The organism is Bacillus sp. S2(2024) (genome assembly GCF_050474045.1).
GTDB classification, from domain to species: domain Bacteria; phylum Bacillota; class Bacilli; order Bacillales; family Bacillaceae_G; genus Bacillus_A; species Bacillus_A yunxiaonensis.
Genome location: NZ_JBFLUS010000003.1, coordinates 4,329,432 through 4,353,575, shown reverse-complemented (window position 1 = coordinate 4,353,575; position 24,144 = coordinate 4,329,432). Strand labels below are relative to the sequence as shown.

Here is a 24,144-nt window from a genome sequence, read left to right as displayed (position 1 = left end):
AAAAAGCCCCGCATTTGCGGGGTTTTTTAGTTTTCTAATATAAGTGATTTGTTGTTTCGATCAATAATGCGCTGTAAGTGATGCTCGTATAGTGGTATCTCGTCTATTGTAAGCTGAGATGGCATTAACTGCGGTGTAAAGTGTTGTAATGTTTGTAAAAGGCGCATCATTAAATCTTGAACGGTAATGTTTTTACCAAGTAATTCTGATAATGAAGCCATCGTACTTGGAATAATTTCAGGATAGGTAAACTTTGTTTCCTCTCCTTGAATAGCCAAGTTATAAAAATCACGAACAAGTGCAGCACGTTCTGAACCGCTATTTGTAGCACATAAGTAAATTTGTACAGCAACACCTCCGCGAATACGACGCTGTGAAATACCCGCAAATTTTTTATCGTTAATGCTTAAATCATAGCTGCCGGGACAGTAAGAGCCGACGATTTCTTTTGCTTCAATATTAACATCGTAATCTTTTAGCATTTCTTTAATTAAATGCCACATTGTATCATAGCCAAGATCGATGTCAATGCCTTTTTCCGTTTCTTGGAATAGAAGAGAGACGTTCAAAACACCCTCATCTAATACAACAGCGAGCCCGCCTGAATTACGAACAATAACATGGAAGTCTTTACTCTTTAAAAATTCAATTCCCTGTTTTAAATAAGGTAATCGTGTATCTTGAATGCCAAGAACAATTGTATTGTGATGAACCCAAGAGCGCATTGTTGCAGCGGATGTACCGTTTCCAACTGTTGTACATAACGTATCATCCATTGCGAAAGACTGCAGCGCGTGGAATTGTGGACCTAAGCTTGATTGGTCAACAATGCGCCACTCTGGTTGAGATAAAATCGAACGAGAATCGCTCATGTAAATAACCCCTTATCTATAAAATAACAATATTTATCCCGCTATTCGTGGGCAGTAAAACCCCCACCTCAAGATTCAGAGAAAAGCATTTTCTAGCTCTAGCGGCTAGAATCTCCGGCCGTTTCGACCCCTCGGACGAGGCAAAAAGCACCTCTCTGCCGGGTGCTCCAACGTCCTGCGATTCTGAGCGAGCCGCTTCCGCTTTTCTTAAGAAGCTAGGTGGGGGATAACTGCCCGTAAAAGCCCGATTGGTGAGAGCTTTCCATCAGTGGGAGATGAAAAAACCCCCACTGATGGAAGTTTCACTTTATTATAGCAAAAAAGAGAGAGTAGAGAGGAATGTTGTCAAAAAGAACCTGAAGGGATTGAAAATGGTGTGAAGAAACTAGAGTTAAAAGAAAATCTGAAAAAAGAGAGTTATCGCGATCTTAGTAGAGAATCTAAGATGAAAGAATTTCAAACGGTGAGCCAATCCTGCATATGTTAGCAGCTATCACTCACGTTTCTCTGTAACTCTTGAGGTAGAGGGCCTTACTGTGATAAAAGCAATAATAAAAAGGATGCTATAATGGCATCCTTTTCATTCTGCAATCTTCTCTAAATTTCCATTTCGATCCATGCGAAACGAGGTTTGTGTACGCTCTTCATCGTCCATTAATGCAAGTTTACGCGCACGGTTCATAATTTTCATCAGTGTCTCGTAATCTTCTTGAACTGTAGTTGATTGTTGTTCTAGTTTTTCCACTTTCTTTTCTAATTCAGCATTTATTCGCATATACTCGGCAATTTCTTGTTTCAATCTCTCATTCTCTCTTTCAAGCGCGGATACTTTTACATTAGAAGTTCCAAGTGACTGTAGAAAATGGATAACGTCGTGCATAGCAATGGAAGAAGTTGTTGACGTTACTTGTGCAGTTTGAACAGGCTGCATAGGTTGAATAGGTTGCTCAATTTCAATAGTTATGTTCTCATCAGTTGTTACAGTAGATGAAATCGGCGGTGTATATAGAAGGCGTTTTTTCGCCTGTTCGCCGCCATTTGCACGCATTTTATCCTTACGATGTTTTTTCGCAAGTTGTAATGCTTGATCATAACTATAGCGCACAACAGCATTCCAACGAAATCCACAAGCTGCTGAGGTACGATTTAATTTATCACCAACTTCTTCAAAGGCATTTAATTGTGTACTTCCTTCGCGAACATGGCGCAAAACAGTTTCAGCAAGAAGTAAATCGTCTTCTTCAGTCCAAGCATCTTGTCTTACTTTCATAGATTCATCTCCCTTTCTTTTTATCAATATCTTATTTTTAGAATGGACAAAATAAATCGCTTTTATACAAAGCTTTTAAAATTATGGTAGATTTTGAGCGGGAGTGTGCTTATAGGTTATATATGCTGTGCGAAAAAGCGAGAGTATGTGATTGATTTGGTGGCAGGAAGAAAACTTGCATCGCATCGAAAAGAAAGGTAAAATACCATTTAGTGTTTATTGTTATATGTACTTGGGAAAAGTTTCAAAATAGAGGAAGTGTTATATAAAATGGGAAACGAATTTCGTGTGTGTGATGATTGTCAGGCAACGAATATTAAGACGTTAGTACCGCGTTTAAAAAAAATAGATGAATGTGCAGATATTCAAATTGGATGTCAATCGTATTGCGGTCCTGGTCGTAAGAAATCATTTGCATTTGTAAATAACCGTCCAGTTGCAGCACCAAATGAAGATGAGTTAATTAAAAAAATTGAAACAAAATTAAACAAGTAAAAAGATACGATGTCGTATCTTTTTTTTGTACATTAAAGTTTTGTAGAGCGTAAAAAAGTTTTGTATAACGAAATTAGTGGTTGACAAATTTTAGTGTAAATTTATAAAATGATATTGATAATCATTATCGAAATCAAGAGTTGTTCTTGGTTTTCTTTTTTTACCATGTGATGAGAATGAATTTCATTATTGTTTATGTATATTAAAAGTTAGGATGTTGTAGATGGAAGCGAGTATGAAAAAGCCTTACGAAGAAGAATTGGTGGACGTAAAAGAGATAAAAAGTCGTCCCTTTATTGCCTTAATGATTTTAATTGTTGGGACTGCTTTATTAGCTTTAAGTATGGCAACTTCTATATCGTTTGGTGCTGCCGATATTAGTTTGAAAACAGTATGGCAAGCTGTGTTTCAGTTTGATGAATCGATTACATACCATAATGTTATTCAAGAGTTGCGGCTTCCAAGAGCGATTGGAGGAGCAGTTGTTGGAGCATTTTTAGCGGTATCGGGTGCGATTATGCAAGGAATGACACGAAATCCTCTTGCATCTCCGTCACTTATGGGGATTACAGATGGTGCTGTATTTGGAATTGCGATTATGTTTGCATTCTTTCCGAATTCGCCATATTTTATGTTCGTAATTGCTTCCTTTATTGGTGCAGCATTTGGTGCGAGTATCGTGTATGGAATTGGTGCAGCATCTCCGGGGGGATTAACGCCAATTAAGTTAGCGTTGTCAGGTGCGGCGATTAGTGCTTTATTAGGCGCAATTTCATCTGGGATTGCATTATATTTTAACTTAGCGCAAGAAGTTAGTATGTGGCATGCAGGCGGTGTTGCTGGTGTAAAATGGACAAGTTTACACATGTTACTTCCAATCGGTCTCGTTTGTCTTATGATTGCTATTATGCTAGCAAGGTATATTACCATTTTAAGTTTCGGTGAAGACATTGCTATTGGGCTGGGGCAAAATACGAAGCTCATTAAGTTTATCGGAACCATCCTTGTACTTGTATTAACAGGTTGTGCAGTTTCGATGGCCGGATCTGTTGGGTTTGTTGGTCTTGTTATCCCGCACTTAACGCGCTTTCTTGTAGGTTCAGATTATCGTTGGGTGATTCCATGCTCTGCTGTCTTAGGCGGTTTGCTTATTGAGTGCACCGACATGATCTCCCGCGTTATAAATCCGCCATTTGAAACGCCAATTGGTGCTGTAACAGCGATGGTTGGCGTACCATTCTTTCTTTACTTAGCGCGTAAAGAAGGGAGAGGGAAAATGTGAATCAAGGAATTGTAACGAAAAAAAATATTTCAATTTTATCTAGTATTAGCATTTTAATTTGTACAGTATTTTTTATTAGTTTACATACAGGTACATTCAAAATGTCACCAGTTGAAGTATTGAAAACACTCGTTGGGCTTGGAGCAGAAGATCAAACAACAATTTTATTTGATTTTCGTATGCCGAGAATGATTGTTGCTCTTTTAGTAGGATCAGCATTAGCGGTATCTGGTGCAATTATGCAAGGATTATCGCGAAACCCACTTGCTGATCCAGGGATTATGGGGATTAATGCCGGAGCAGGATTATCAGTTGTAGTCTTTGTTTATTTTTTCTTTGGAAAAGTAACGATGCATTCCATTTTATCTGTATTTATTTTGCCGTTTTTTGCTTTAGTTGGTGCAATATTGGCGGCGGTTATTATTTATGCGCTCGCTTGGAAGGACGGGGTTTCTCCGATTCGTTTAATTCTTGTCGGGATTGCCGTAGCAGCTGGGTTTGGCGCCGTGAATCTAGTATTCTCGATGAAAATGACATCGAATGATTTTCGTTTTGCTACGATTTGGTTATCGGGAAGTTTATGGGGGACAGATTGGAAGTTTGTATTAAGTGTTTTGCCGTGGATGCTTATTTTCTTACCGATTGCCTTTATGAAGGCACATGCATTAAATGTGATGAATTTAGGAGATGCGGCTGCCATTGGTCTCGGTTTGAACGTTGAGAAGGAACGCCGCAAGTTACTATTTATTGCTGTTTGTTTAGCTGGTGCCTCTGTTGCAGTAGCAGGGGGAATTAGTTTTATTGGATTAATGGCTCCCCATCTTGCGCGCCGCTTAGTAGGTGGAAAGCATCAAATCATGTTACCAACTGCTGCGTTAATTGGAACATTATTGCTATTGTTTTCTGATCTTCTTTCACGCAGTTTACTTACAACATCAGAAATACCAGTTGGTCTTGTCATTTCAGTGATAGGCGCACCGTATTTTATTTATTTACTTGTAAAAACAAGATAAGGGGGACGATCTATATGCCATCTTTATCGGTTGAGTCGATATCTGTTGGATATAACGAAAATTTCATTATTGATGGGTTATCTGTTGAAATACCTGAAGGGAAAATTACGACAATTATTGGTCCGAATGGGTGCGGGAAATCCACGCTTCTTAAAACAGCTTCCCGTGTTTTAAAAGCAAGACGAGGCACTGTTTATTTGGACGGGAAAGCAATTGAGAAACAGCCGACGAAAGAAATTGCGAAAAAGATGGCAATCTTGCCGCAGACGGCAGAAGTGCCAACAGGTTTGACTGTATTTGAGCTTGTTTCATATGGACGTTTCCCGCATCAAAAAGGGTTCGGTACATTATCAGAAGAAGACTATCGTTACATTCGCTGGGCGCTTGATGTGACTGGCATGAGAGAGTTTGTAAATCGGCCAGCCGAGGCACTCTCAGGAGGACAACGTCAACGTGTTTGGATTGCGATGGCGCTAGCACAAGGAACAGATTTGCTTGTGCTAGATGAGCCGACAACATATCTTGATATGGCACATCAACTTGAAGTACTGAACCTATTAAAAAAGTTAAATGAAGAAGAAGGACGGACGATTGTAATGGTTATTCATGATTTGAATCACGCTTCCCGTTTTTCTGATTATATGATCGCGTTAAAAGATGGGAGCTTGATGAAACAAGGAACGCCTGATGAGGTAATGACATCTGAAACGCTTCGCGAAGTGTTTGAAATTGAAGCACAAATGGTTCGGTGTCCTGTCAATGGCAAACCAATTTGTCTTACTTACAATTTAACAAGTGCGTAAGCAGGCTTAAGTTGGTTCTAGCGGGCAGTAAATGGCTGACGATAGAGTGGGAGATTTACTGCCCGTAAGAGCCCGATTGGTTCAACTAACCATCAGTGGGGGATAAAGAAAACCCCCGCTAATGGAAGTTTCACTTTATAGAAATGGTTATTTTGGGTTCGTTATCGCAACTTGGGGTTGATTTTTTGAAAATGAATCATTTTTAATACACGGAACGGAGAGTGGCGACTCTTGCGGGAATAGCGAGGAAAGTGAGACCCCGCAGGCTTGCCGAGGAGGCTTGCTCTCGCCCGCGGAAAGTGTCCACTCGGAGTGGAGTGTACATCTATCTATAGTCACCCTCGTCTTTTGGTGATGAATCTTATTTTGACAAAATAACTTTTGTAAGGAAGAGTTTCGTAGCACTGTCTATTTAGAATGAGAATTACAATAAGGTAAGGAGAGGGAATCATGAAGAAAATCAAAGTAACTCTACTAGTTTTCTTGTTAGCTATTACTTCTGTATTATTCGCTGCATGTTCTTCTGATAAGAAAGAAGAAAAGAAAGCAGATGCAAAAGGTGAAGAACGCGTTGTGAAACATGCAAAAGGAGAAATTAAAATTCCTGCAAACCCAAAGAGAATTGCTGATTTAAGCGGATCAACAGAAGAATTATTAATCTTTGGTATGAAGCCTGTTATTACAGCAAATACGACGCAAGAGAAAATTGATGCACATATTGCAAATCAATTAAAAGATGTGAAAGCAGTTGGTTCTGCTTGGGGCGATAAAATTAATATCGAAGCAGTAGCTGCTGCAAAACCAGATGTAATTTTGGTGAACAATCGTCAAGAAAAAATCTATGATCAATTATCTAAAATTGCACCAACAGTCATGTTAAGTACGCCATTAGATCAGTGGCGTCCAAAGTTTGAAGAGGTAGGTAAAATCTTCGGTAAAGAAAAAGAAACAGCTGCATGGCTGAAGAAATATGATGAAAAAGCAGGCCAATTACATGATAAAATCGTTGCAAAAACTGGTGATGCGAAATTCATGGTAATGGCTGCATATCCGAATGCATTCCGTGTATACGGTGATTACGGTTACGGTAGTATTCTATTTAAAGATTTAAAATTACCAGCAGTTAATGGTACACCAACAGACAAGCCGTTAGTACAATTGCAAAAAGAAGCATTAATTGATTATAATCCAGACTTTTTATTTGTGTTTACAACAGGTGATGGAGCACAGCGTCTAAAAGAATTCCAAGAAGAAGCAATTTGGAAAAACATGAATGCTGTGAAAAACAATCATGTGTATATGATTAAAAACGAAGACCTCAATAAAGCATATTTCCCACTTGGTAAAGAGATGTTATTAGATGAATTATCTAATTTTATTTTAGAAAAATAATGATGATAGAGCAAATCACCTTCGTTTTTTGAAGGTGATTTGCTTTTTATGCAAGTAATATGCCGTCTTTCATTTCTTTCTGTTTCGCCTTTCGTTTATAATAGAGATAAGAATGTATAATGGAGGGCGGTGAATTTTAATGGCATATGTAAGTGACAAATTAAATGAAACGAAAGTGTTTAAAGACCCAGTGCATAAATATGTGCATGTACGTGACCGCGTGATTTGGGATTTAATCGGGACGAAAGAGTTTCAACGTCTGCGCCGCATTAAGCAGCTAGGGACGACATTTTTTACATTTCACGGTGCGGAGCATAGTCGCTTTACTCATTCATTAGGTGTCTATGAAATTATCCGCCGTATGATTGACGATGTGTTTGATGGAAGGCCGGATTGGAACGCTGAAGATCGTTTGTTGTGCTTATGTGCAGCACTTCTGCATGATGTAGGACATGGTCCTTTTTCTCATTCATTTGAAAAAGTCTTTGAGTTAAACCATGAAAAATTTACACAAGCAATTATTGTCGGTGACACAGAAATTCATGATGTATTAAGCCGTGTTGATCATGAGTTTCCGCAAAAGGTAGCGGATGTCATTGCGAAAACTTCTACTAATAAATTAGCAATCAGTATGATTTCTAGTCAAATTGACGCAGATCGCATGGACTATTTATTACGAGATGCGTATTTCACAGGTGTGAAATATGGGAACTTTGATATGGAACGGATATTACGAGTAATGCGTCCGTTTAACAATCAAGTTGTGATTAAATATAGCGGGATGCATGCTGTCGAGCATTATATTATGAGTCGTTATCAAATGTACTGGCAAGTGTATTTTCATCCGGTAACGCGCAGTGCTGAAGTAATTTTAACGAAAATTTTGCACCGGGCGAAAGCGTTGCATGAACAGTACTATACATTTAAATATCATCCGGTTCATTTCTACTCTTTATTCGAAGGAGAAGTAACGGTGGAGGATTATTTAAAGTTAGACGAGAATGTGATGTATTATTACTTCCAAGTATGGCAAGAAGAAGAGGATGCCATTTTAAGTGATTTATGTCGCCGGTTTATGAACCGTAACTTGTTCAAATGTGTAGATTTCACAGAAAAGCACGGACTAAACAATTGGGTAGAATTAAATAGTTTATTTAAGAAGATTGGACTTGATCCAGAGTATTATTTAGTAGTAGATTCCACATCAGACTTGCCGTATGACTTTTACCGTGCAGGTGAAGAGGAAGAACGTCTGCCAATTTTACTCCTTATGCCAAATGGAGAGCTGCGTGAATTATCTCGTGAGTCGGATATTGTTGAGGCAATTACAGGTAAAAAGAGAACAGATCAAAAGCTATTCTATCCGCATGATTTACTGTATGAAGACGGACGAAAAGGAAAAGTAAAAGAAAAGATTATTCGTCTATTAGAAGGAAAAGAGTAGGAGAAGCAGCAGAGCTGTTTCTCCTGTATCAAATATTATTTTTGGTCGCTTAAGCGTTTGCCGCCAACTGCATAATGATTTTTAGACATTTCTTCGATGAAAACAACGATGTTTTCTTCAGGAGCACCAGTTGTTTCGCTTACTGCTGCAGTTACTTTCTCAGCAAGGGCTTTCTTTTGTTCTTCTGTGCGTCCTTCTAGCATTTTTACTGTTACGTATGGCATATGTATCGCTCCTTTTATGTAGATTACAGTACTATTATAACGGATTCTTGAACAGAACAATCAGAAAAAGAAATTTTTTTCTTTTTTAACATAATGAAGAGGGAGAGGAAGTATGGAACACTTTTTTGCATATCCGCTGTACCAATTACCGTTATTGGCAATGGCTGTTGTGATAGCTTTGTCAGTACATGAATTTGCACATGCTTATGTTGCGTATAAATTTGGAGATGATACAGCAAAAAGACAAGGCCGTTTAACATTATCTCCAATGGCGCATTTAGATATAATCGGGATTATTGCTGTATTATTAATCGGATTTGGTTGGGCACGTCCAGTACCGGTCAATCCTTATAATTTTAAAAGACCGCGTCTTGCTGGTATTCTTGTATCAATTGCTGGACCACTTAGTAACTTACTATTAGGAGCCCTTGGGCTTATTGCTTGGTATAGTTTGTTGAAGTTTGGAGTTATTGATGCACTCCCAATAGCAGTAGGAGAAACACTATTTCAGTTCTTTCAAATTTTTATCGGGATTAATATAGTTTTATTTATTTTCAATTTGTTACCAATTCCGCCGTTAGATGGTTACCGTGTTGTGGAAGATTTAGCACCGACAAATGTACGTGCGAAAATGACGCAATATGAAAAATACGGCGCAATCTTTTTATTAATTCTTGTAATTACACCGTTAGATCGATATACGATTCAGCCAATTTTCCAAGTTGTTATTCCGTATGTTTTAGGTATGCTGCATAGTATAATTGGACCATTATTTGGATTGTATTAGAAGAGGAGGATTTCCTATGGCAGAGAAGAAACAAATCGGCTTTAATATTATTAAAAATGACTCTACAGATGGACATGGTGGTTTTGGGGTAGGTGCATTAAGTCTAGAAAATATTTCTCCTGTTATTATTGATGTAACAGAAGGAACGGCAGTTGTTGATATCGGTGCGATGCATGCACGCAGTGCTGCTGAAAAAGGAATTAAATTTTTAACTAATAAGGAAGAAGTACCAAATGCAAAACCATATTGGCTCGTTTGGGTAACAATTGAGCGCACTGCAAATGGTGCATATTATGCTGGCGTAACAGCATGCGAAATGACAATAGACCGTGAAATTCGCCGCGGCTATAAATCATTACCTGAGCACGTAAATAAAATGGATAAATCATTAAAGCGTCACATTATGGTTGATCATATGGATGAACCTTCTAAAAAAGTGCTTGGTACATTCTTAAAAGAGCATAATGAGGAGCTATGGAATCTTTCTAGTGAGAAATTACGTAGTGAATTGTTAGGAGAATAATAGGAAATCCCTTTCGTGTTGAAAGGGATTTTTTGTTTGCTCTGAAATAGGTGAAATGTTGGTAACGGTATTTTCTCCCGCATTAACGGGCAGTAAGTCCCAATATTAAGGTGCAGAGAAAAGCGCTGTCTAGCTCTAGCGGCTAGAATCTCCAGTCGTTTCCCCCCCTCGGACGAGGCAAAAAGCGCCTCTCTGTCGGGTGCTCCAACGTCCTGCGATTCTGGGCGAGCCGCTTCCGCTTTTTTACAGAAGCTAGGTGGGGGATAACTGCCCGTAAAAGCCCGATTGGTGAGAGCTTTCCATCAGTGGGGGATGAAAAGAACCCCCACTGATGGAAGTTTCACTTTATCCCGCTATTTGCGGGCAATGTCACCTTATATGCAGGAAATAAAAGATTTTGTCAGAAAACATATTTTATATGAAAATTTTTATGAAGGGTATAAGGGGGAGGACGCATCTTGGAATTAAAGGGAAGTCGTGTTTTAGTAAAGATTCTGGAAGATAATGATGCAGAAAAATTGTTAGATTTGGAATTGAAAAACCGAGATTTTTTTCAAACGTATACACCGTTAAGAGAGCGTGATTTTTATACGTTAGAAGGTCAACTGGATCGAATTAGGAAGAACAAGGAAAAGAAAGATCTTGATGAGCTGTACTCATTTGGTATTTATGTAATCGAAACAGAAGAACTAATTGGGAATATTACACTGACAGAGGTGCTGCGCGGCCCCTTACAAAGTTGCTATATTGGATATTATCTAGATAAAAACCATAATGGAAAAGGATATATGACAGAGGCTGTTCGCCTGGTTGTATCGTATGCGTTTAATGAGCTGAAACTCCATCGATTAGAAGCAGGAGTTATGCCGCATAATACAGGATCAATAAAAGTTTTAGAGAAATCAGGGTTTCATAAAGAGGGCATTGCAAAGCAAAATGTAAAGATAAATGGAAGATGGGAAGACCATCAAGTGTTAGCTATTGTAAATGATAACGATGAATAGGAGCACTTTTTAAGAAAGAAAAGGGAGCAGGAGAATCACTGCACCCTTTTTGCAATGCAACCTTTGCGCGATTTCATTACCAAGGAAAATACTTTTTCCACCAGCTTTCTTTTCCTTTTTTCTTCTCTTTTAGCACTGCTTCAAATTCATCTTTCTCATCTATATGATCCATACAATACTCCGTCGGCTCGGTACCTTTTACAAAATACATTTTGACAGAAATAGGGCAACCTTTCGTTGCGATCTTTCCGTTTTCAGGGTTAATGTTTAATGCGACAACATTGGCTGGTTGTTTAAAGTCTTTTTTCGGGCTGTCCTCTAATCCTTGCTCCATAATGGTTGCCCACATATTTTTCGCATAAGATTGCTCAGCAGGGTTAGAGATTGTCTTTTGTTTATCGTAGCCGACCCAAACACCTGTCACGAGCTGCGGTGTAAAGCCAATCATCCAGCTATCTGTCTCGGTTGAACCTGATTTTCCAGCATATGTGCGGGATAATTTTGGAATAAGGTTTTGTCCAGTGACAGAGGCGTAGCTGCTTAATTTTTTATTAAACATGCCCGTCATCATCTCTTCCATTACAAAGGCATTATTTTCGTCAAGAATTTGTTTCTTTTCTAAATGGGCATCATACAAAATGTTTCCATCATGATCGACGACGCGCCGAATAAATGTTGGTTTGACTTGTTTGCCGCCGTTAGCAAGCATACTGTAAGCATTCACCATTTCAAGCGGTTTTACAGGAGATGTTCCGAGCGCAAGTGATGGAACATCTTTTAATGCGCTTGTAATCCCAAATTGCTTCGCCGTTTTTACAAGTGATTCTTCACCTAAGAAAAGATGTGTTTTCACAGCGTACACATTATCAGAGACAGCAAGTGCTTGCATCATCGTTATAAAGTCATCTGCATAATAGCCTTTATAATTCGTTGGGTTATATTTTGAAACACCATCACCTAATGTGAATACAGTATCCTCACTTTTTAAGCGAGTTACTGGTGTAAAGCCTTGCTCAAGAGCAGCGTAATATAAAAAGGGTTTAAATGTTGAACCTGGCTGCCGGTACGCTTGCGTCGCTCGGTTGAATTGACTTTTCTTATAATCACGTCCACCGACAAGGGACATTACTTCTCCTGTTTTTGGATTCATGGATACAATAGCCGTTTCGATCTCCGTTGTACTTGGAATGGTTTCGTTTACTGTACTTTCCGCAATTGTTTGTAGCTTTGGATCTAGCGTCGTGTATACACGCAGACCGCCGCGTGCTACCGTTTGTTCATCGAGACCAGCATCATTGATGAGAGAAGCTCGTACAGCATCTTGAAAATAAGGTGCCATTTCTGCTACTTCTTCTTTTTCAAGAGGTGCCAAGTCGAGTTTTTCTTTTTTGGCCGCTGCTGCTTCTTTCTTTGTGATATACCTCTGTTCTACCATTTCATCTAAAATAAGAGCTTGTCTTTCTTTGGCCCGGTTTGCATGTAAGTAGGGAGAATACAAACTTGGGCCTTTTGGAATGCCTGCTAGCATACTTGCTTCTGCTAAATTTAAATCTTTAGCATTTTTATTAAAGTAGAGATGGGCTGCTGCTTCAATGCCATACGCACCATGCCCGTAGTAAATTGTATTTAAATACCCTTGTAAAATATCATTTTTATTGTAATTAACTTCTAGGCGAACGGTGTACATCGCTTCTAACAGTTTTCGTTTCCATGTTTTATCATGATCCAAATATAAATTTCGGGCGTATTGCTGTGTAATTGTACTTGCGCCTTGTACCTTTGCCCTCGCTTTAATGTCAGCAATAACTGCCCCGCCGATGCGCTTTATATCAAAACCATGATGTTTATAAAAGCGCTGATCTTCAATAGAAAGGGTTGCCTCTCTCACGTAAGATGAAATATGGTCGAGTGACACATTATAGCGTTCCTGCGCTCCGTGACTTTGCCCCATAACAGAGTCGTCATTTGCATAAAAGATAGTGGTTTGCGGAACTGCAACAGGTGGTGGTCCTGCAATTTTTGCAACAAGTAAGACAATGAATATAGTAAAAACAAAGAAAATAACACATGATAACAGTGCAGTGAGGAAAAAGCGTTTATATTTTGCTTGTTTTTCATTTGTTGTAAGTTCCATTTTTTTGTCACCCCTCATAGCATACTTTTACTAGTATTGAGGGTTTTGGCTGTTTTTAAACAAAAAAAGAGCTTCTTATTAAGAAAGAAGCTCAAAAGCACGTGTTGGCCAGTCGGTAATGATTACATCGACACCGTAATCTATCATCTTTTGTAAGTCTTTGTATTCATTAATTGTATAAGGGCGGAATATGTATCCTTGCTGTTGAGCCGTTTGTACAAACTCTTTTGTGAGTAATTCAAAGTTTGGGTGAAGACCATGTGCCTGTCTTTTCTTTGCTTCAGCAATTGGATCCACAAGCGGTTCATCATATAAAATCGCGCGGGGGATCTCTGATGCTAAATCTGCAAGCAGTGCAACCGATTCATGATTAAACGAAGAAAATATAATTTGATTAGATAGATGATATTCACGAACAAGGTCGACGACTTTTTCTTCTATACGAGGATAACGAATAACATCCGTTTTTAATTCAATATTTAATTGCATTGTTGTTGTAGAGAGCCAAATAAGCACTTCGCGTAGCGTTGGGATTTTTGCTTCATGAAAAGAAGGATCTTTGTAACTGCCGGCATCGAGTGCTTGCAATTGCTGGACTGTTTGTTCATATACAAGACCTGTTCCATTTGTAGTTCGGTCCACCGTTTCATCGTGAATGACAACAATTTCCCCATCTTTTGATATATGTACGTCAAGCTCAATGCCATGTGCGCCAACACGCTCTGCCTCTTGAAAAGCAATCATTGTATTTTCTGGGTGCGTACTTCTTACACCGCGATGCGCAAAAATAAGTGGTTGTTTCATAACAAATTCTCCTTATAATTCATTTTTATCCCGCTATTCGCGGGTAGTAAGCTCCTACCTCAAGATTAAGAGAGAACCGAAGAAGATAGGTGGAAGGTGAAAAAATCCCGATTGCTAGAACTTTCACTTTGCTTCAATTATGAAACTGAGCAATCAAAAACGCAATGCTGGTAGAAAAAATTTACAAAAGCGTAATGGATCTCCCACCTTATGAAAAATCTATCACATCTGGTTTCACCGCAAAGCCCGTTTTTAGTAGGTGGAATTGTTGCATTAGTTGAATGTGTGATGATTTGTCTACCGATTCGAGCAAATGAAAAAATTGAGAGCAAAACCCTTTCCTAGGAAAGGATTTTTTTACTGTTTTATACATAATTGACTAAATATACGAACGAAAACGACTCGTTTGAAATATATTTACGTTCTTTTTACTATTTTTAACTATACATTTTACATGTTTTGTTTTATTTTTGTTAGGGGACATTAATGGTGTCCACATTATAATTTGCAACGAAAGGCGTGATTGTACAATGGAACTATGGTTCACTGAGAAACAAACAAAGCATTTTGGAATTACAGCGCGTATTAACCGCACTTTACATACGGAGCAAACAGAATTTCAAAAGCTAGATATGGTTGAAACTGAAGAATTCGGTAATATGCTTATTTTAGATGGCATGGTTATGACAACGCAAAAGGATGAATTCGTATATCATGAAATGGTAGCGCACGTACCATTATTCACACATCCAAACCCTGAAAACGTTCTAGTTGTTGGCGGCGGAGATGGCGGCGTTATCCGTGAAGTATTAAAACACCCAAGCGTGAAAAAAGCTACGCTTGTTGAAATCGATGGAAAAGTAATCGAGTACTCTAAAAAATACTTACCAGAAATTGCTGGCGAATTAGAAAACCCACGCGTAGACGTAAAAGTAGGCGATGGTTTCATGCACATTGCTGAAAGCGAAAACGTTTATGACGTAATTATGGTTGACTCTACAGAGCCAGTAGGTCCAGCTGTAAACTTATTTACAAAAGGATTCTATGCTGGAATCTCTAAAGCGTTAAAAGAAGATGGAATTTTCGTAGCGCAAACAGATAACCCTTGGTTCACACCAGAATTAATTTCAAACGTGTTTAAAGACGTAAAAGAAATTTTCCCAATTACACGTCTATATACAGCAAACATTCCAACGTACCCAAGCGGACTTTGGACATTCACAATCGGATCTAAGAAGCATGATCCACTAGAAGTAAGTGAAGAGCGTTTCCACGAAATCGAAACGAAATACTACACAAAAGAGCTTCACAAAGCAGCATTCGTATTACCGAAATTCGTTGGGGACTTAATTAAGTAAGAAAAGCGGAAATGCCCCGTTTAGGACCGACTGACTAAAGTTCTTTCGCACAGAAAGTGATTTTTACTTTCTCGTGCGGAGGTTTTTAGACACGAGGTCCTGGGCATTGGAGCTAGACAATAAGAAAAGCGAAAGCAGCTCGCTTAAGGTGTACGGTATAAAAAGACAGAATAAGCTAGCTGCTTACGCTGTTATAAGTAAAAAAATCTTCTTAGCAGTGTAAGAAGAGCGTGGTAAATCGATAAAGAGGAGCAAAACAGCTCCAAATTTGAGACAAAATGAAAGGTTGGGATACCTTCAGTTCCAGATAGGAGGAAAAAGAATATGCGTTTTGATGAAGCTTATTCAGGTAAAGTATTTATTAAAAGTCATCCAAGTTTTGAAGATGCTGAGGTTGTTATCTATGGGATGCCGATGGATTGGACAGTAAGTTATCGTCCTGGTTCTCGTTTCGGCCCAGCACGTATTCGTGAAGTATCGATTGGGCTAGAAGAATATAGCCCGTATTTAGATCGTGAATTAGAGGAAGTTAAATATTTTGATGCAGGTGATATTCCGCTTCCTTTCGGTAATGCACAGCGCAGCTTAGACATGATCGAAGAATATGTAACAAAACTATTAGATGCTGGTAAGTTTCCACTAGGTCTTGGTGGTGAGCACCTAGTGTCTTGGCCAATTTTTAAGGCGATGGCCAAAAAATATCCAGATTTAGCAATTATCCATATGGATGCTCATACAGATTTACGTGAGTCGTATGAAGGTGAGCCTTTATCTCACTCTACACCAATTCGTAAAGTGTGTGATTTAATTGGCCCAGAAAACGTATATTCTTTCGGTATTCGTTCTGGTATGAAGGAAGAATTCGAGTGGGCAAAAGAAGTTGGCATGAACTTATACAAATTTGATGTGTTAGAACCATTAAAGAAAGTATTGCCAACACTTGCAGGACGCCCAGTCTATGTCACAATTGATATCGACGTATTAGACCCAGCTCATGCTCCTGGTACAGGAACGTTAGAAGCTGGTGGTATCACATCAAAAGAACTATTAGATTCCATTGTTGCAATTGCAAATTCAAATATAAACGTAGTGGGAGCAGACTTAGTAGAAGTAGCTCCTGTATATGATCACAGCGACCAAACACCAGTCGCAGCAAGTAAATTTGTGCGTGAAATGTTACTTGGATGGGTGCAAAAATAAAGTTAGGCTACCGGTCATTCTAGTCACTAGGGCTAGATGAACAGTAAGCAAAATAAAAAGGCTATTTCGAATTATATCGAAATAGCCTTTTTATTTTTACTAAATATTCCAGTTTACTTTCCTTACAATGATGTAAGAGAAATGTAAGGGAAATCGATAGAGACTATTTTTGGTAGATTTTATACTTAATGAAGCATTATACAAGGATACATGTTAGAGGTGGAAAGATTCATGCGTATGATATTAAAAGTTACAGCAGTACTTGCTATTTTAGGCGGTGCAGGTGCCTTTTACTTACAATCAAAAACAGAGGGTATGCAAGCCTTTGTAGATAATTTTTTCTCAAGTAAGGAAGTAAAGGAATATTATACCGTAACAAGTCAAGGTGAGAAAAAAGGCGATAAGTATTTGTATACATTTACTGCGTATGATAGGGACGGAAATGAGCAAGTTGTGAAAAAAATGATAAATCGTGAACTTCGTCAAGGAGTCTATTTGAAAATTTATGCAAAAGGCAGCCAAGGGAAAGGGTGGGCAGAACTGCGAGAGAATGAAGTGCCCGCGGAAGTGTTAGAAAAACTGAAAAACTAAAGTGAAACTCCCGTCAGTGGGGGCCTACTGACGGAAAGCTCTCACCAATCGGGCGCATGCCAGCATTTATCCCCCACCTATCTTCTTTGATTCTCTCTGATTTTTGAGGTGGGGGTGTTATTGCCCGCGAATAGCGGGATAGTGAAAAACCCAAGTTCAGTATGAACTTGGGTTTTAATGTTTTACAAAGATAATACCAACGCTTTTATAAATTATTTTTTGGAACGACATCTTTCAATAGGTTTCCTAATATTTCAGCAGACAGACACCGCTGTTTTTTGATATGATAGGAAAAGTGATTTATTATAAACTATATTTAATATCTATAACATTTCGAAAGGTGTGCAAGACGTGGAGAAGCAACTTGCAGGCTTACCAGTACAGGTTCACTTTGTAACGGAAATTCGTGAAGGGGCGCGAAAGGAAACTATTGCTTTTGACGCAAATGGTCTATACTATGTAAAAGGTCAAAGTACATATGTAACGTTTCAAGAGCCGAACGAACAAGGCGAAGTGAAGACAATTATTAAAATCCAAGATGATCAAGTTCTCATTATGCGTTCAGGTGCTGTTTCTATGCGTCAAACTCATAAAAAAGGTGAATGGACAACAGGAACGTATACGAGTGAACTTGGAACGTTTGCATTGCAAACGAAAACAGATAACGTCCTTTTTAAATGGTCGGAAGAAAAGAAAAAGGGACAACTCTTTTTAACGTATGCATTGCTTCTAAGTGAACAAGAAGCAGGCCGATATACAATTACCATTAATCTCAAGGAGGCAAAATAATGAACTCTTTAGAACAAGTAAAAGAACTCATTAAAGAGGAAATTAAAGCTGCTGTAGTAAAAGCAGAATTAGCAACAGAAGAACAAATCCCAAACGTTGTATTAGAAACGCCAAAAGATAAAACACACGGTGATTTCTCTACAAACATGGCGATGCAACTTGCACGCGTAGCGAAAAAAGCACCTCGCATGATTGCAGAGGAATTAATTGCAAACTTTGATAAAGCAAAAGCTTCTATTGAAAAAATCGAAATTGCTGGACCTGGCTTCATTAACTTCTACATGGATAACAGCTACTTAACAGATTTAATCCCAACAATTATTACAGCTGGCGAAGCTTATGGTGAAACAAACACTGGTAAAGGTGAGAAAGTACAAGTTGAGTTCGTATCTGCAAACCCAACAGGTGACCTTCACTTAGGGCATGCGCGCGGCGCAGCAGTTGGTGATACGTTATGTAACGTATTAGCAAAAGCAGGATACGATGTATCTCGTGAATATTACATTAACGATGCTGGTAACCAAATTCATAACTTAGCGCTTTCTGTGGAAGCTCGTTATATGCAAGCGTTAGGGTTAGATAAAGAAATGCCAGAAGACGGTTACCATGGTGCAGATATTATTGGTATCGGGAAGCGTTTAGCAGAAGAGTTTGGTGATCGTTATGCAAAAGCTGACGCAAAAGAAAGCTATGAATTCTACCGTGAGTACGGTTTGAAATATGAATTAGCAAAACTTCAAAAAGACTTAGAAAGCTTCCGCGTTAAATTTGATGTGTGGTTCTCTGAAACATCACTATACAAAAACGGAAAAATTGACGAAGCTCTTGCAGCGTTAAAAGAGCGCGAAGAAGTATTTGAAGAAGAGGGCGCAACATGGTTCCGTTCTACAACTTACGGCGATGATAAAGACCGCGTATTAATTAAAAACGATGGTTCTTACACATACTTAACGCCAGATATTGCGTATCACCGTGATAAATTAGAGCGTGGCTTTGAGAAATTAATTAACATTTGGGGTGCTGACCACCACGGTTACATTCCGCGTATGAAAGCAGCAATTCAAGCGCTTGGATACGATAAAGATACATTAGAAGTAGAAATCATTCAAATGGTACAACTATACCAAAACGGTGAAAAAGTAAAAATGAGTAAACGTACAGGTAAAGCTGTTACACTTCGTGAGCTTATGGAAGAAGTAGGCGTGGACGCAATGCGTTACTTCTTTGCAATGCGCAGCGGTGACTCTCATTTAGACTTTGATATGGACTTAGCGGTATCAAAATCAAATGAAAACCCTGTATACTATGCACAATATGCACATGCACGTGTATGCAGCATCCTTCGCCAAGGTGAAGAGCTTGGATTAACTGCAGGCGGCGACGTTAACTATAAACTTGTTACTTCTGAGAAAGAAGTAGACTTACTAAAGAAACTGGGTGAATTCCCAGCAGCAGTTGCAGAAGCAGCGCAAAAAAGGCTGCCACACCGCATTACAAGCTATGCATTTGACCTAGCAGCGGCGCTTCATAGCTTCTACAATGCAGAAAAAGTACTAAACCAAGATAACTTAGAGTTAAGTAAAGCTCGTTACGACCTAATGCGTGCAGTACGCATTACACTTCAAAATGCATTAGCATTAGTTGGAGTATCTGCACCAGAGAAGATGTAATAAAGAAAAGCGGAAGCGGCTCGTTTAGAATGGGAGGAAGGCGCGAAGCCACCGAGCATTCTAGCCGCTGGAGCTAGACAATAAAAAAGCAGGATGTACGGAAATATTTCCGTGCATCCTGCTTTTTCTTATAGTTGTGTTAAAATGATTGGTTCACCGCGTGTAACGACAACTGTATGCTCACATTGAGCAACAAGGCTTTTATCTGGTGTTACAAATGTCCAGCCATCATCACCGCGTTCGATAATATGATCTGCACCCATGGATACGAATGGTTCTACTGCTAAGACAAGTCCGTCTTTTAATAGAGCACTATCCATTGGATCGAAATAGTTTAAAATGTGATTTGGTGCTTCGTGTAAGCTAAGTCCAATGCCGTGCCCTGTTAAGTTTTGAATAACTGTAAAACCGTTTTTACGAGCATCATTGGCAACCGCACGACCAATTTGATTTTGTTTTGCGCCAGCTTTTACTTTTTTCATAGCTGCCCAAAATGCACTTTCAGCAGCAGCGCAAAGTTTTTCTTTTGCTTCGTCTTGTCCAAGAACGAACGAAATACCTGTATCTGCGTAGTAACCGTCAAGTGCTGCAGATACATCTACATTTACTAAGTCACCTTCTTTTAAGACACGATCTCCTGGAATACCGTGGGCAACTTCTTCATTGACACTAATGCAAGTTACGCCTGGAAAATCATATTCTTTTTCAGGTGCAGAAATGGCACCGTGCTCATCTAATACTTTCTTACCGATTAAATCAAGCTCTTTCGTTGTCATGCCTGGCTTCGCTTGTTTCTTCATTTCCTCGCGAGCAAGCGCAACGATGCGGCCGATTTTTCGTAAGCCTTCTAAATCTTTTTCATTACGAATAATCATGAAAACCACTGTCCTTCCTCGAATGTACATCTTACATGATTGTATCACGTTTGTTTTTGTCCTGCTACTTGCGTGGTAAGCCTCTCATTTTAAGATTTCCTGACATTTGTCATATTCATGTCATGACGTCTTTTACTGTTTTCCATCTCTTCCAATTTATACAATATAAATATAAGTAACGACGGAGGTGGAGAAATGGAACAAGTAATTGAAGTGAATGGTGTTTCAAAAACATTTAAACATAAAAAAGCAGTAAATAACGTTTCATTTACAGTAACGAAGGGGCAAATTGTTGCACTTCTTGGGCCAAACGGAGCTGGGAAAACGACAACGATTTCGATGATGCTTGGATTAAGGGATCCTTCAGAAGGAAATGTTTCTATATTTGGCAAGAGCCCAAAGCACCGAGATGTTCGCAATCGTCTTGGGGCAATGCTGCAAGAAGTAAGTGTAATTGATAGTATCTCTGTGGAAGAGGCAATTGATTTGTTCCGTAGTTATTATACGAATCCAATCAAAAAACAAACACTACTTCAGCTATCGAATTTAGAATCAGAAAGAAAGCAAAGGTGTGAAAAGTTATCCGGCGGTCAAAAAAGACGTTTAAATTTTGCACTTGCACTTGCTGGAAACCCAGATTTGCTATTCTTGGATGAACCAACAGTAGGAATGGATATTACGTCTAGAAAAAGCTTTTGGGATACAATTCGGAATTTAGCAAGTGAAGGGAAAACAATTATTTTAACAACTCATTATTTAGAAGAGGCAGATGCACTAGCAGATCGAATTTTATTATTCGCAAATGGAAAAGTAATTGCTGATGGAACACCAGATGAGATGAAAGCAACAATTTCTCAAAAAACAATTTCATTTTATGCAAAAGAGGAAATGCCAACAAGTCTGCTTCGAAGTTTATCCCATGTTACAAGTGTTCAGTGGCATGAAAAACGTGTGGTGCTGACAACAGATGATACAGATGCTACGCTCCGAGAAATTTTTAACAAAAACTTACCAGTCATGGATATTGCTGTTGAGCGCGGCAGCTTGGATGAAGCTTTTGAACAGTTTGTTGCAAATCAGAAGGAGGAAATCGCATGAGAGCGTTTTGGATGCAATGTAAAATAGAAATCTTACGTACGTTTCGCAATAAATTATTTATCTTTTTCTCGTTATTAATGCCAGTTATGTTTTATTACATTTTTACAAATGTCGTGTCAGTGCCGGACAACGGAGATGCATGGAAAGCACACTATTTAATTTCAATGGCTACTTTTAGTATTGTAGGAACAGCACTTTTTAGTTTTGGCGTTCGTCTTTCACAAGAAAGAGGGCAAGGATGGACACAGCTTTTACAAATTACACCGTTGCCAGAAGGGGCGTATTTATCTGCAAAAATTGTTGCGCAAACACTTGTAAATGCTTTTTCGATTGTAGTTATTTTTATCGCGGGAATATTAATTAATGATGTACAGTTAACGATTGGACAGTGGATTGGCACTGGATTATGGTTGTTAATTGGTGTTACGCCATTTTTAGCGCTGGGAACGGTAATTGGTTCGATTAAGAAAGCTGATGCGGCTGCTGGGCTAGCAAATATTTTAAATATGTGTTTAGCCATTCTAGGTGGTTTATGGATGCCAATTGAAGTATTACCAAAGATGTTAAGAAGCATCGGGGAGTGGACACCAACATATCGCTTCGGAAGCGGGGCTTGGGATATTGTCGCTGGTAAGGCAATTGGCTGGGAAAATGCTGCAGTGTTAGGAGGTTATTTCATCGCTTTTGTTGTATTATCAATATATATTAGAAAGAGACAGGAAGCGATATAAAATGATCGAAAAGAAGCAGTTTGAAATTTTTCCAAAACATATGGGGTTGTTCCCTTATATATGGCTCATTTACTTGTTGTTTCCCCTTTATTACTTAATAGGGCAATCAAGTTGGAAATTGATACTAGGAGGCGGGATGCTTGTACTCTTTGTTATTGCATACCGCCAGCTTTATTTTGTACCAAAGACATTTATGATGTGGGCTTGTATTCAACTTGTAATTACATTCTTGTTTAGTACGCTTTATAACCCATATATGATTTTCTTTGGATTTTATACAGCAAATGCAATGGGATTTGCACCGACAAAAAAACAATTTCGCTTGTTATTTTTCCTTTTGATCGTAATGATTGGTTCCTTTGTGTTGGTGAACATGCGCGAGTTTACAAACACGTCTGCTATAACTGCCATCCCGATGTTTATTTTAATGATTGTTACACCATTTGCTATGCGGAATTTTAATCAGAAGAAAATATTAAGAACGCAGTTAAGTGAAGCGAATGAACAAATTCGTGATCTAGTGAAGCGAGAAGAACGCCAGCGCATTGCAAGAGATTTACATGATACATTAGGACATACGTTATCGCTTATTACGCTAAAAAGTCAGCTTGTTGAGAAGCTTATTGTGAAAAATCCAGAACGTGCTTGTCTAGAGGCGAAGGAAATTACGCAAACATCAAGAAATGCGTTAAAACAATTACGGGAATTAATTTCTGATATGCGTATGATTACAGTAGAGGAAGAGCTAGAACAGGTGAAGGTAATTCTCCAAGCAGCCAATATATCATTAGAAGTGAAGCAGGAGATAAGTACGAATGTATTATCACCGCTAGAACAAAACATTGTCGGAATGTGTTTACGTGAAGCGGTAACAAATGTTGTTAAGCATAGTAAGGCAACAAAGTGCGTGATTATTTTATTTGAAGCACAAGGGAAATTGATTGTGCAAGTAAAGGATAATGGAATCGGACTACAAAAAAATCATGATGGGAATGGCATTCTTGGGATAAGGGAACGACTGGCTCTTATTGATGGAGTACTTGAGTTAGATGATATTCATGATGGAACGATGTTAACAATACATGTACCAATTGTTATAAGAACAGGTAAAGATGAGGTGAGGGCATGATTCGAATCATCATTGCGGAAGATCAGCGTATGCTTCGCGGAGCGTTAGGAGCTTTGCTTGATTTAGAAGATGATATTGAAGTTGTTGGGCAGGCGGAAAATGGAGAAGAAGCTTTGAAGCTGATTGAAACATTGCAGCCAGATGTTAGTATTATGGACATTGAAATGCCGATTCAGAGCGGGTTAGATGTGGCTGAAACGTTACAAAAGCAACAGTCACAGTGCAGAGTTATGATTTTGACAACATTTGCCCGTCCTGGTTATTTCGAGCGAGCGATGAAAGCAAATGTGCATGGGTATTTATTAAAAGATAGTCCAAGTGAAGATCTTGCAGCAGCAATTCGAAATGTAATGGATGGAAAACGAGAAATTTCCCCTGAGCTCATGTTTGGGCTTTGGCAAGAACAAAATCCGTTAACAGATAGGGAAAAAGAGGTTCTCTTGTTAGCGAAAGAAGGAAAAACGGCAAATGAAATTGCAAAAACACTATACTTGTCATCTGGAACAGTTCGAAACTATATTTCTGATGTGTTAACGAAATTAAATGCAAAAAATCGGATTGAGGCCATTACAATTGCTGAAGAAAAGGGATGGATATAAAGTGAAACTTCCGTCAGTGGAGGTCTTACTGCCCGCCAATAGCGGGATGAAAAAAAG

At 38.8% G+C, this 24,144-nt stretch carries 24 protein-coding genes and 1 pseudogene; 19 read left to right on the top strand and 6 right to left on the bottom strand.

Annotated elements, in window-relative coordinates:
• Positions 1-26: 26 nt before the first annotated feature.
• Positions 27-872 carry a lipoate--protein ligase family protein gene (locus AB1284_RS22105; protein ID WP_429752975.1) on the bottom strand — a complete coding sequence of 282 codons (846 nt, stop codon included), beginning with the start codon at positions 870-872 and terminating at the stop codon, positions 27-29.
• A gap of 580 nt (positions 873-1,452) precedes the next feature.
• Complete coding sequence (locus AB1284_RS22100) at positions 1,453-2,142, bottom strand: RsfA family transcriptional regulator (RefSeq protein WP_429752976.1); 690 nt, start codon at positions 2,140-2,142, stop codon at positions 1,453-1,455.
• A 270-nt stretch (positions 2,143-2,412) separates the two neighbouring features.
• Between AB1284_RS22100 and AB1284_RS22095 the strand changes: the two genes are divergently transcribed.
• The 6 genes from AB1284_RS22095 to AB1284_RS22070 all read left to right on the top strand — a co-directional run bounded on the left by AB1284_RS22095 (position 2,413) and on the right by AB1284_RS22070 (position 8,571).
• Positions 2,413-2,637 (top strand): DUF1450 domain-containing protein, encoded by a 225-nt coding sequence (locus AB1284_RS22095; RefSeq protein WP_429717804.1) that lies wholly within the window; start codon positions 2,413-2,415, stop codon positions 2,635-2,637.
• A 235-nt stretch (positions 2,638-2,872) separates the two neighbouring features.
• Positions 2,873-3,919 carry a FecCD family ABC transporter permease gene (locus AB1284_RS22090; protein WP_429752977.1) on the top strand — a complete coding sequence of 349 codons (1,047 nt, stop codon included), beginning with the start codon at positions 2,873-2,875 and terminating at the stop codon, positions 3,917-3,919.
• Complete coding sequence (locus tag AB1284_RS22085) at positions 3,916-4,932, top strand: FecCD family ABC transporter permease (RefSeq protein ID WP_429752978.1); 1,017 nt, start codon at positions 3,916-3,918, stop codon at positions 4,930-4,932. The genes AB1284_RS22090 and AB1284_RS22085 overlap by 4 nt, the downstream gene beginning before the upstream one ends.
• 14 nt (positions 4,933-4,946) lie before the next feature.
• A complete protein-coding gene (locus AB1284_RS22080; protein WP_429752979.1) occupies positions 4,947-5,735 on the top strand; it encodes an ABC transporter ATP-binding protein in 789 nt (262 codons plus the stop codon).
• Positions 5,736-6,185: 450 nt separating this feature from the next.
• A complete protein-coding gene (locus tag AB1284_RS22075; RefSeq protein WP_429752980.1) occupies positions 6,186-7,127 on the top strand; it encodes an ABC transporter substrate-binding protein in 942 nt (313 codons plus the stop codon).
• Positions 7,128-7,266: 139 nt separating this feature from the next.
• Complete coding sequence (locus tag AB1284_RS22070; RefSeq protein WP_336482125.1) at positions 7,267-8,571, top strand: HD domain-containing protein; 1,305 nt, start codon at positions 7,267-7,269, stop codon at positions 8,569-8,571.
• Positions 8,572-8,606: 35 nt separating this feature from the next.
• Here AB1284_RS22070 and AB1284_RS22065 read toward each other — a convergent pair whose 3' ends face one another.
• The gene (locus AB1284_RS22065) at positions 8,607-8,795 is read right to left on the bottom strand and encodes a 2-hydroxymuconate tautomerase (RefSeq protein WP_336482126.1); all 189 of its coding nucleotides are present in this window, start codon (positions 8,793-8,795) and stop codon (positions 8,607-8,609) included.
• A gap of 112 nt (positions 8,796-8,907) precedes the next feature.
• On the opposite strand from AB1284_RS22065, the gene AB1284_RS22060 reads away from it, so the two are divergent.
• The 3 genes from AB1284_RS22060 to AB1284_RS22050 all read left to right on the top strand — a co-directional run bounded on the left by AB1284_RS22060 (position 8,908) and on the right by AB1284_RS22050 (position 11,109).
• Complete coding sequence (locus AB1284_RS22060; protein ID WP_429752981.1) at positions 8,908-9,582, top strand: site-2 protease family protein; 675 nt, start codon at positions 8,908-8,910, stop codon at positions 9,580-9,582.
• Positions 9,583-9,598: 16 nt separating this feature from the next.
• Complete coding sequence (locus AB1284_RS22055; RefSeq protein ID WP_429752982.1) at positions 9,599-10,105, top strand: YwhD family protein; 507 nt, start codon at positions 9,599-9,601, stop codon at positions 10,103-10,105.
• 458 nt (positions 10,106-10,563) lie between these two features.
• Positions 10,564-11,109 carry a GNAT family N-acetyltransferase gene (locus AB1284_RS22050; protein WP_429752983.1) on the top strand — a complete coding sequence of 182 codons (546 nt, stop codon included), beginning with the start codon at positions 10,564-10,566 and terminating at the stop codon, positions 11,107-11,109.
• Between the two features lie 76 nt (positions 11,110-11,185).
• Here the strand turns inward: AB1284_RS22050 and AB1284_RS22045 are convergent, their stop codons facing one another.
• Both AB1284_RS22045 and AB1284_RS22040 read right to left on the bottom strand, forming a co-directional pair.
• The gene (locus tag AB1284_RS22045; RefSeq protein ID WP_429752984.1) at positions 11,186-13,243 is read right to left on the bottom strand and encodes a transglycosylase domain-containing protein; all 2,058 of its coding nucleotides are present in this window, start codon (positions 13,241-13,243) and stop codon (positions 11,186-11,188) included.
• A gap of 78 nt (positions 13,244-13,321) precedes the next feature.
• A complete protein-coding gene (locus AB1284_RS22040) occupies positions 13,322-14,047 on the bottom strand; it encodes a glycerophosphodiester phosphodiesterase (RefSeq protein ID WP_429752985.1) in 726 nt (241 codons plus the stop codon).
• Between the two features lie 219 nt (positions 14,048-14,266).
• Between AB1284_RS22040 and AB1284_RS22035 the strand changes: the two are divergent.
• The 6 genes and pseudogenes from AB1284_RS22035 to argS form a co-directional block, all read left to right on the top strand.
• Positions 14,267-14,392: pseudogene (locus AB1284_RS22035) on the top strand (MFS transporter); the annotation flags it as partial.
• A 185-nt stretch (positions 14,393-14,577) separates the two neighbouring features.
• Complete coding sequence (speE, locus tag AB1284_RS22030; RefSeq protein WP_377880385.1) at positions 14,578-15,405, top strand: spermidine synthase; 828 nt, start codon at positions 14,578-14,580, stop codon at positions 15,403-15,405.
• A gap of 324 nt (positions 15,406-15,729) precedes the next feature.
• Positions 15,730-16,605, top strand: coding sequence for an agmatinase (speB, locus tag AB1284_RS22025; RefSeq protein ID WP_429752986.1), 876 nt, complete (start codon positions 15,730-15,732; stop codon positions 16,603-16,605).
• A gap of 231 nt (positions 16,606-16,836) precedes the next feature.
• On the top strand, positions 16,837-17,196 hold the full coding sequence (locus AB1284_RS22020; protein ID WP_429752987.1) for a YxeA family protein: 360 nt from the start codon (positions 16,837-16,839) through the stop codon (positions 17,194-17,196).
• Between the two features lie 351 nt (positions 17,197-17,547).
• On the top strand, positions 17,548-17,985 hold the full coding sequence (locus tag AB1284_RS22015) for a DUF1934 domain-containing protein (protein WP_336482137.1): 438 nt from the start codon (positions 17,548-17,550) through the stop codon (positions 17,983-17,985).
• Complete coding sequence (gene argS / locus AB1284_RS22010; RefSeq protein ID WP_336482138.1) at positions 17,985-19,655, top strand: arginine--tRNA ligase; 1,671 nt, start codon at positions 17,985-17,987, stop codon at positions 19,653-19,655. The genes AB1284_RS22015 and argS overlap by 1 nt, the downstream gene beginning before the upstream one ends.
• A gap of 128 nt (positions 19,656-19,783) precedes the next feature.
• Here the strand turns inward: argS and map are convergent, their stop codons facing one another.
• A complete protein-coding gene (gene map, locus AB1284_RS22005; protein WP_429752988.1) occupies positions 19,784-20,578 on the bottom strand; it encodes a type I methionyl aminopeptidase in 795 nt (264 codons plus the stop codon).
• Positions 20,579-20,725: 147 nt separating this feature from the next.
• Between map and AB1284_RS22000 the strand changes: the two genes are divergently transcribed.
• The 4 genes from AB1284_RS22000 to AB1284_RS21985 are packed head-to-tail and all read left to right on the top strand — an operon-like array spanning position 20,726 to position 24,087.
• Positions 20,726-21,628, top strand: a complete 903-nt coding sequence (locus tag AB1284_RS22000) for an ABC transporter ATP-binding protein (RefSeq protein ID WP_429752989.1) — start codon at positions 20,726-20,728, stop codon at positions 21,626-21,628.
• Positions 21,625-22,359 carry an ABC transporter permease gene (locus tag AB1284_RS21995; RefSeq protein WP_429752990.1) on the top strand — a complete coding sequence of 245 codons (735 nt, stop codon included), beginning with the start codon at positions 21,625-21,627 and terminating at the stop codon, positions 22,357-22,359. The genes AB1284_RS22000 and AB1284_RS21995 overlap by 4 nt, the downstream gene beginning before the upstream one ends.
• Before the next feature lies 1 nt (position 22,360).
• Positions 22,361-23,488 (top strand): sensor histidine kinase, encoded by a 1,128-nt coding sequence (locus AB1284_RS21990; protein ID WP_429752991.1) that lies wholly within the window; start codon positions 22,361-22,363, stop codon positions 23,486-23,488.
• On the top strand, positions 23,485-24,087 hold the full coding sequence (locus AB1284_RS21985) for a response regulator transcription factor (RefSeq protein WP_429752992.1): 603 nt from the start codon (positions 23,485-23,487) through the stop codon (positions 24,085-24,087). Before AB1284_RS21990 ends, AB1284_RS21985 begins: the two co-directional genes overlap by 4 nt.
• Positions 24,088-24,144 lie beyond the last annotated feature (57 nt).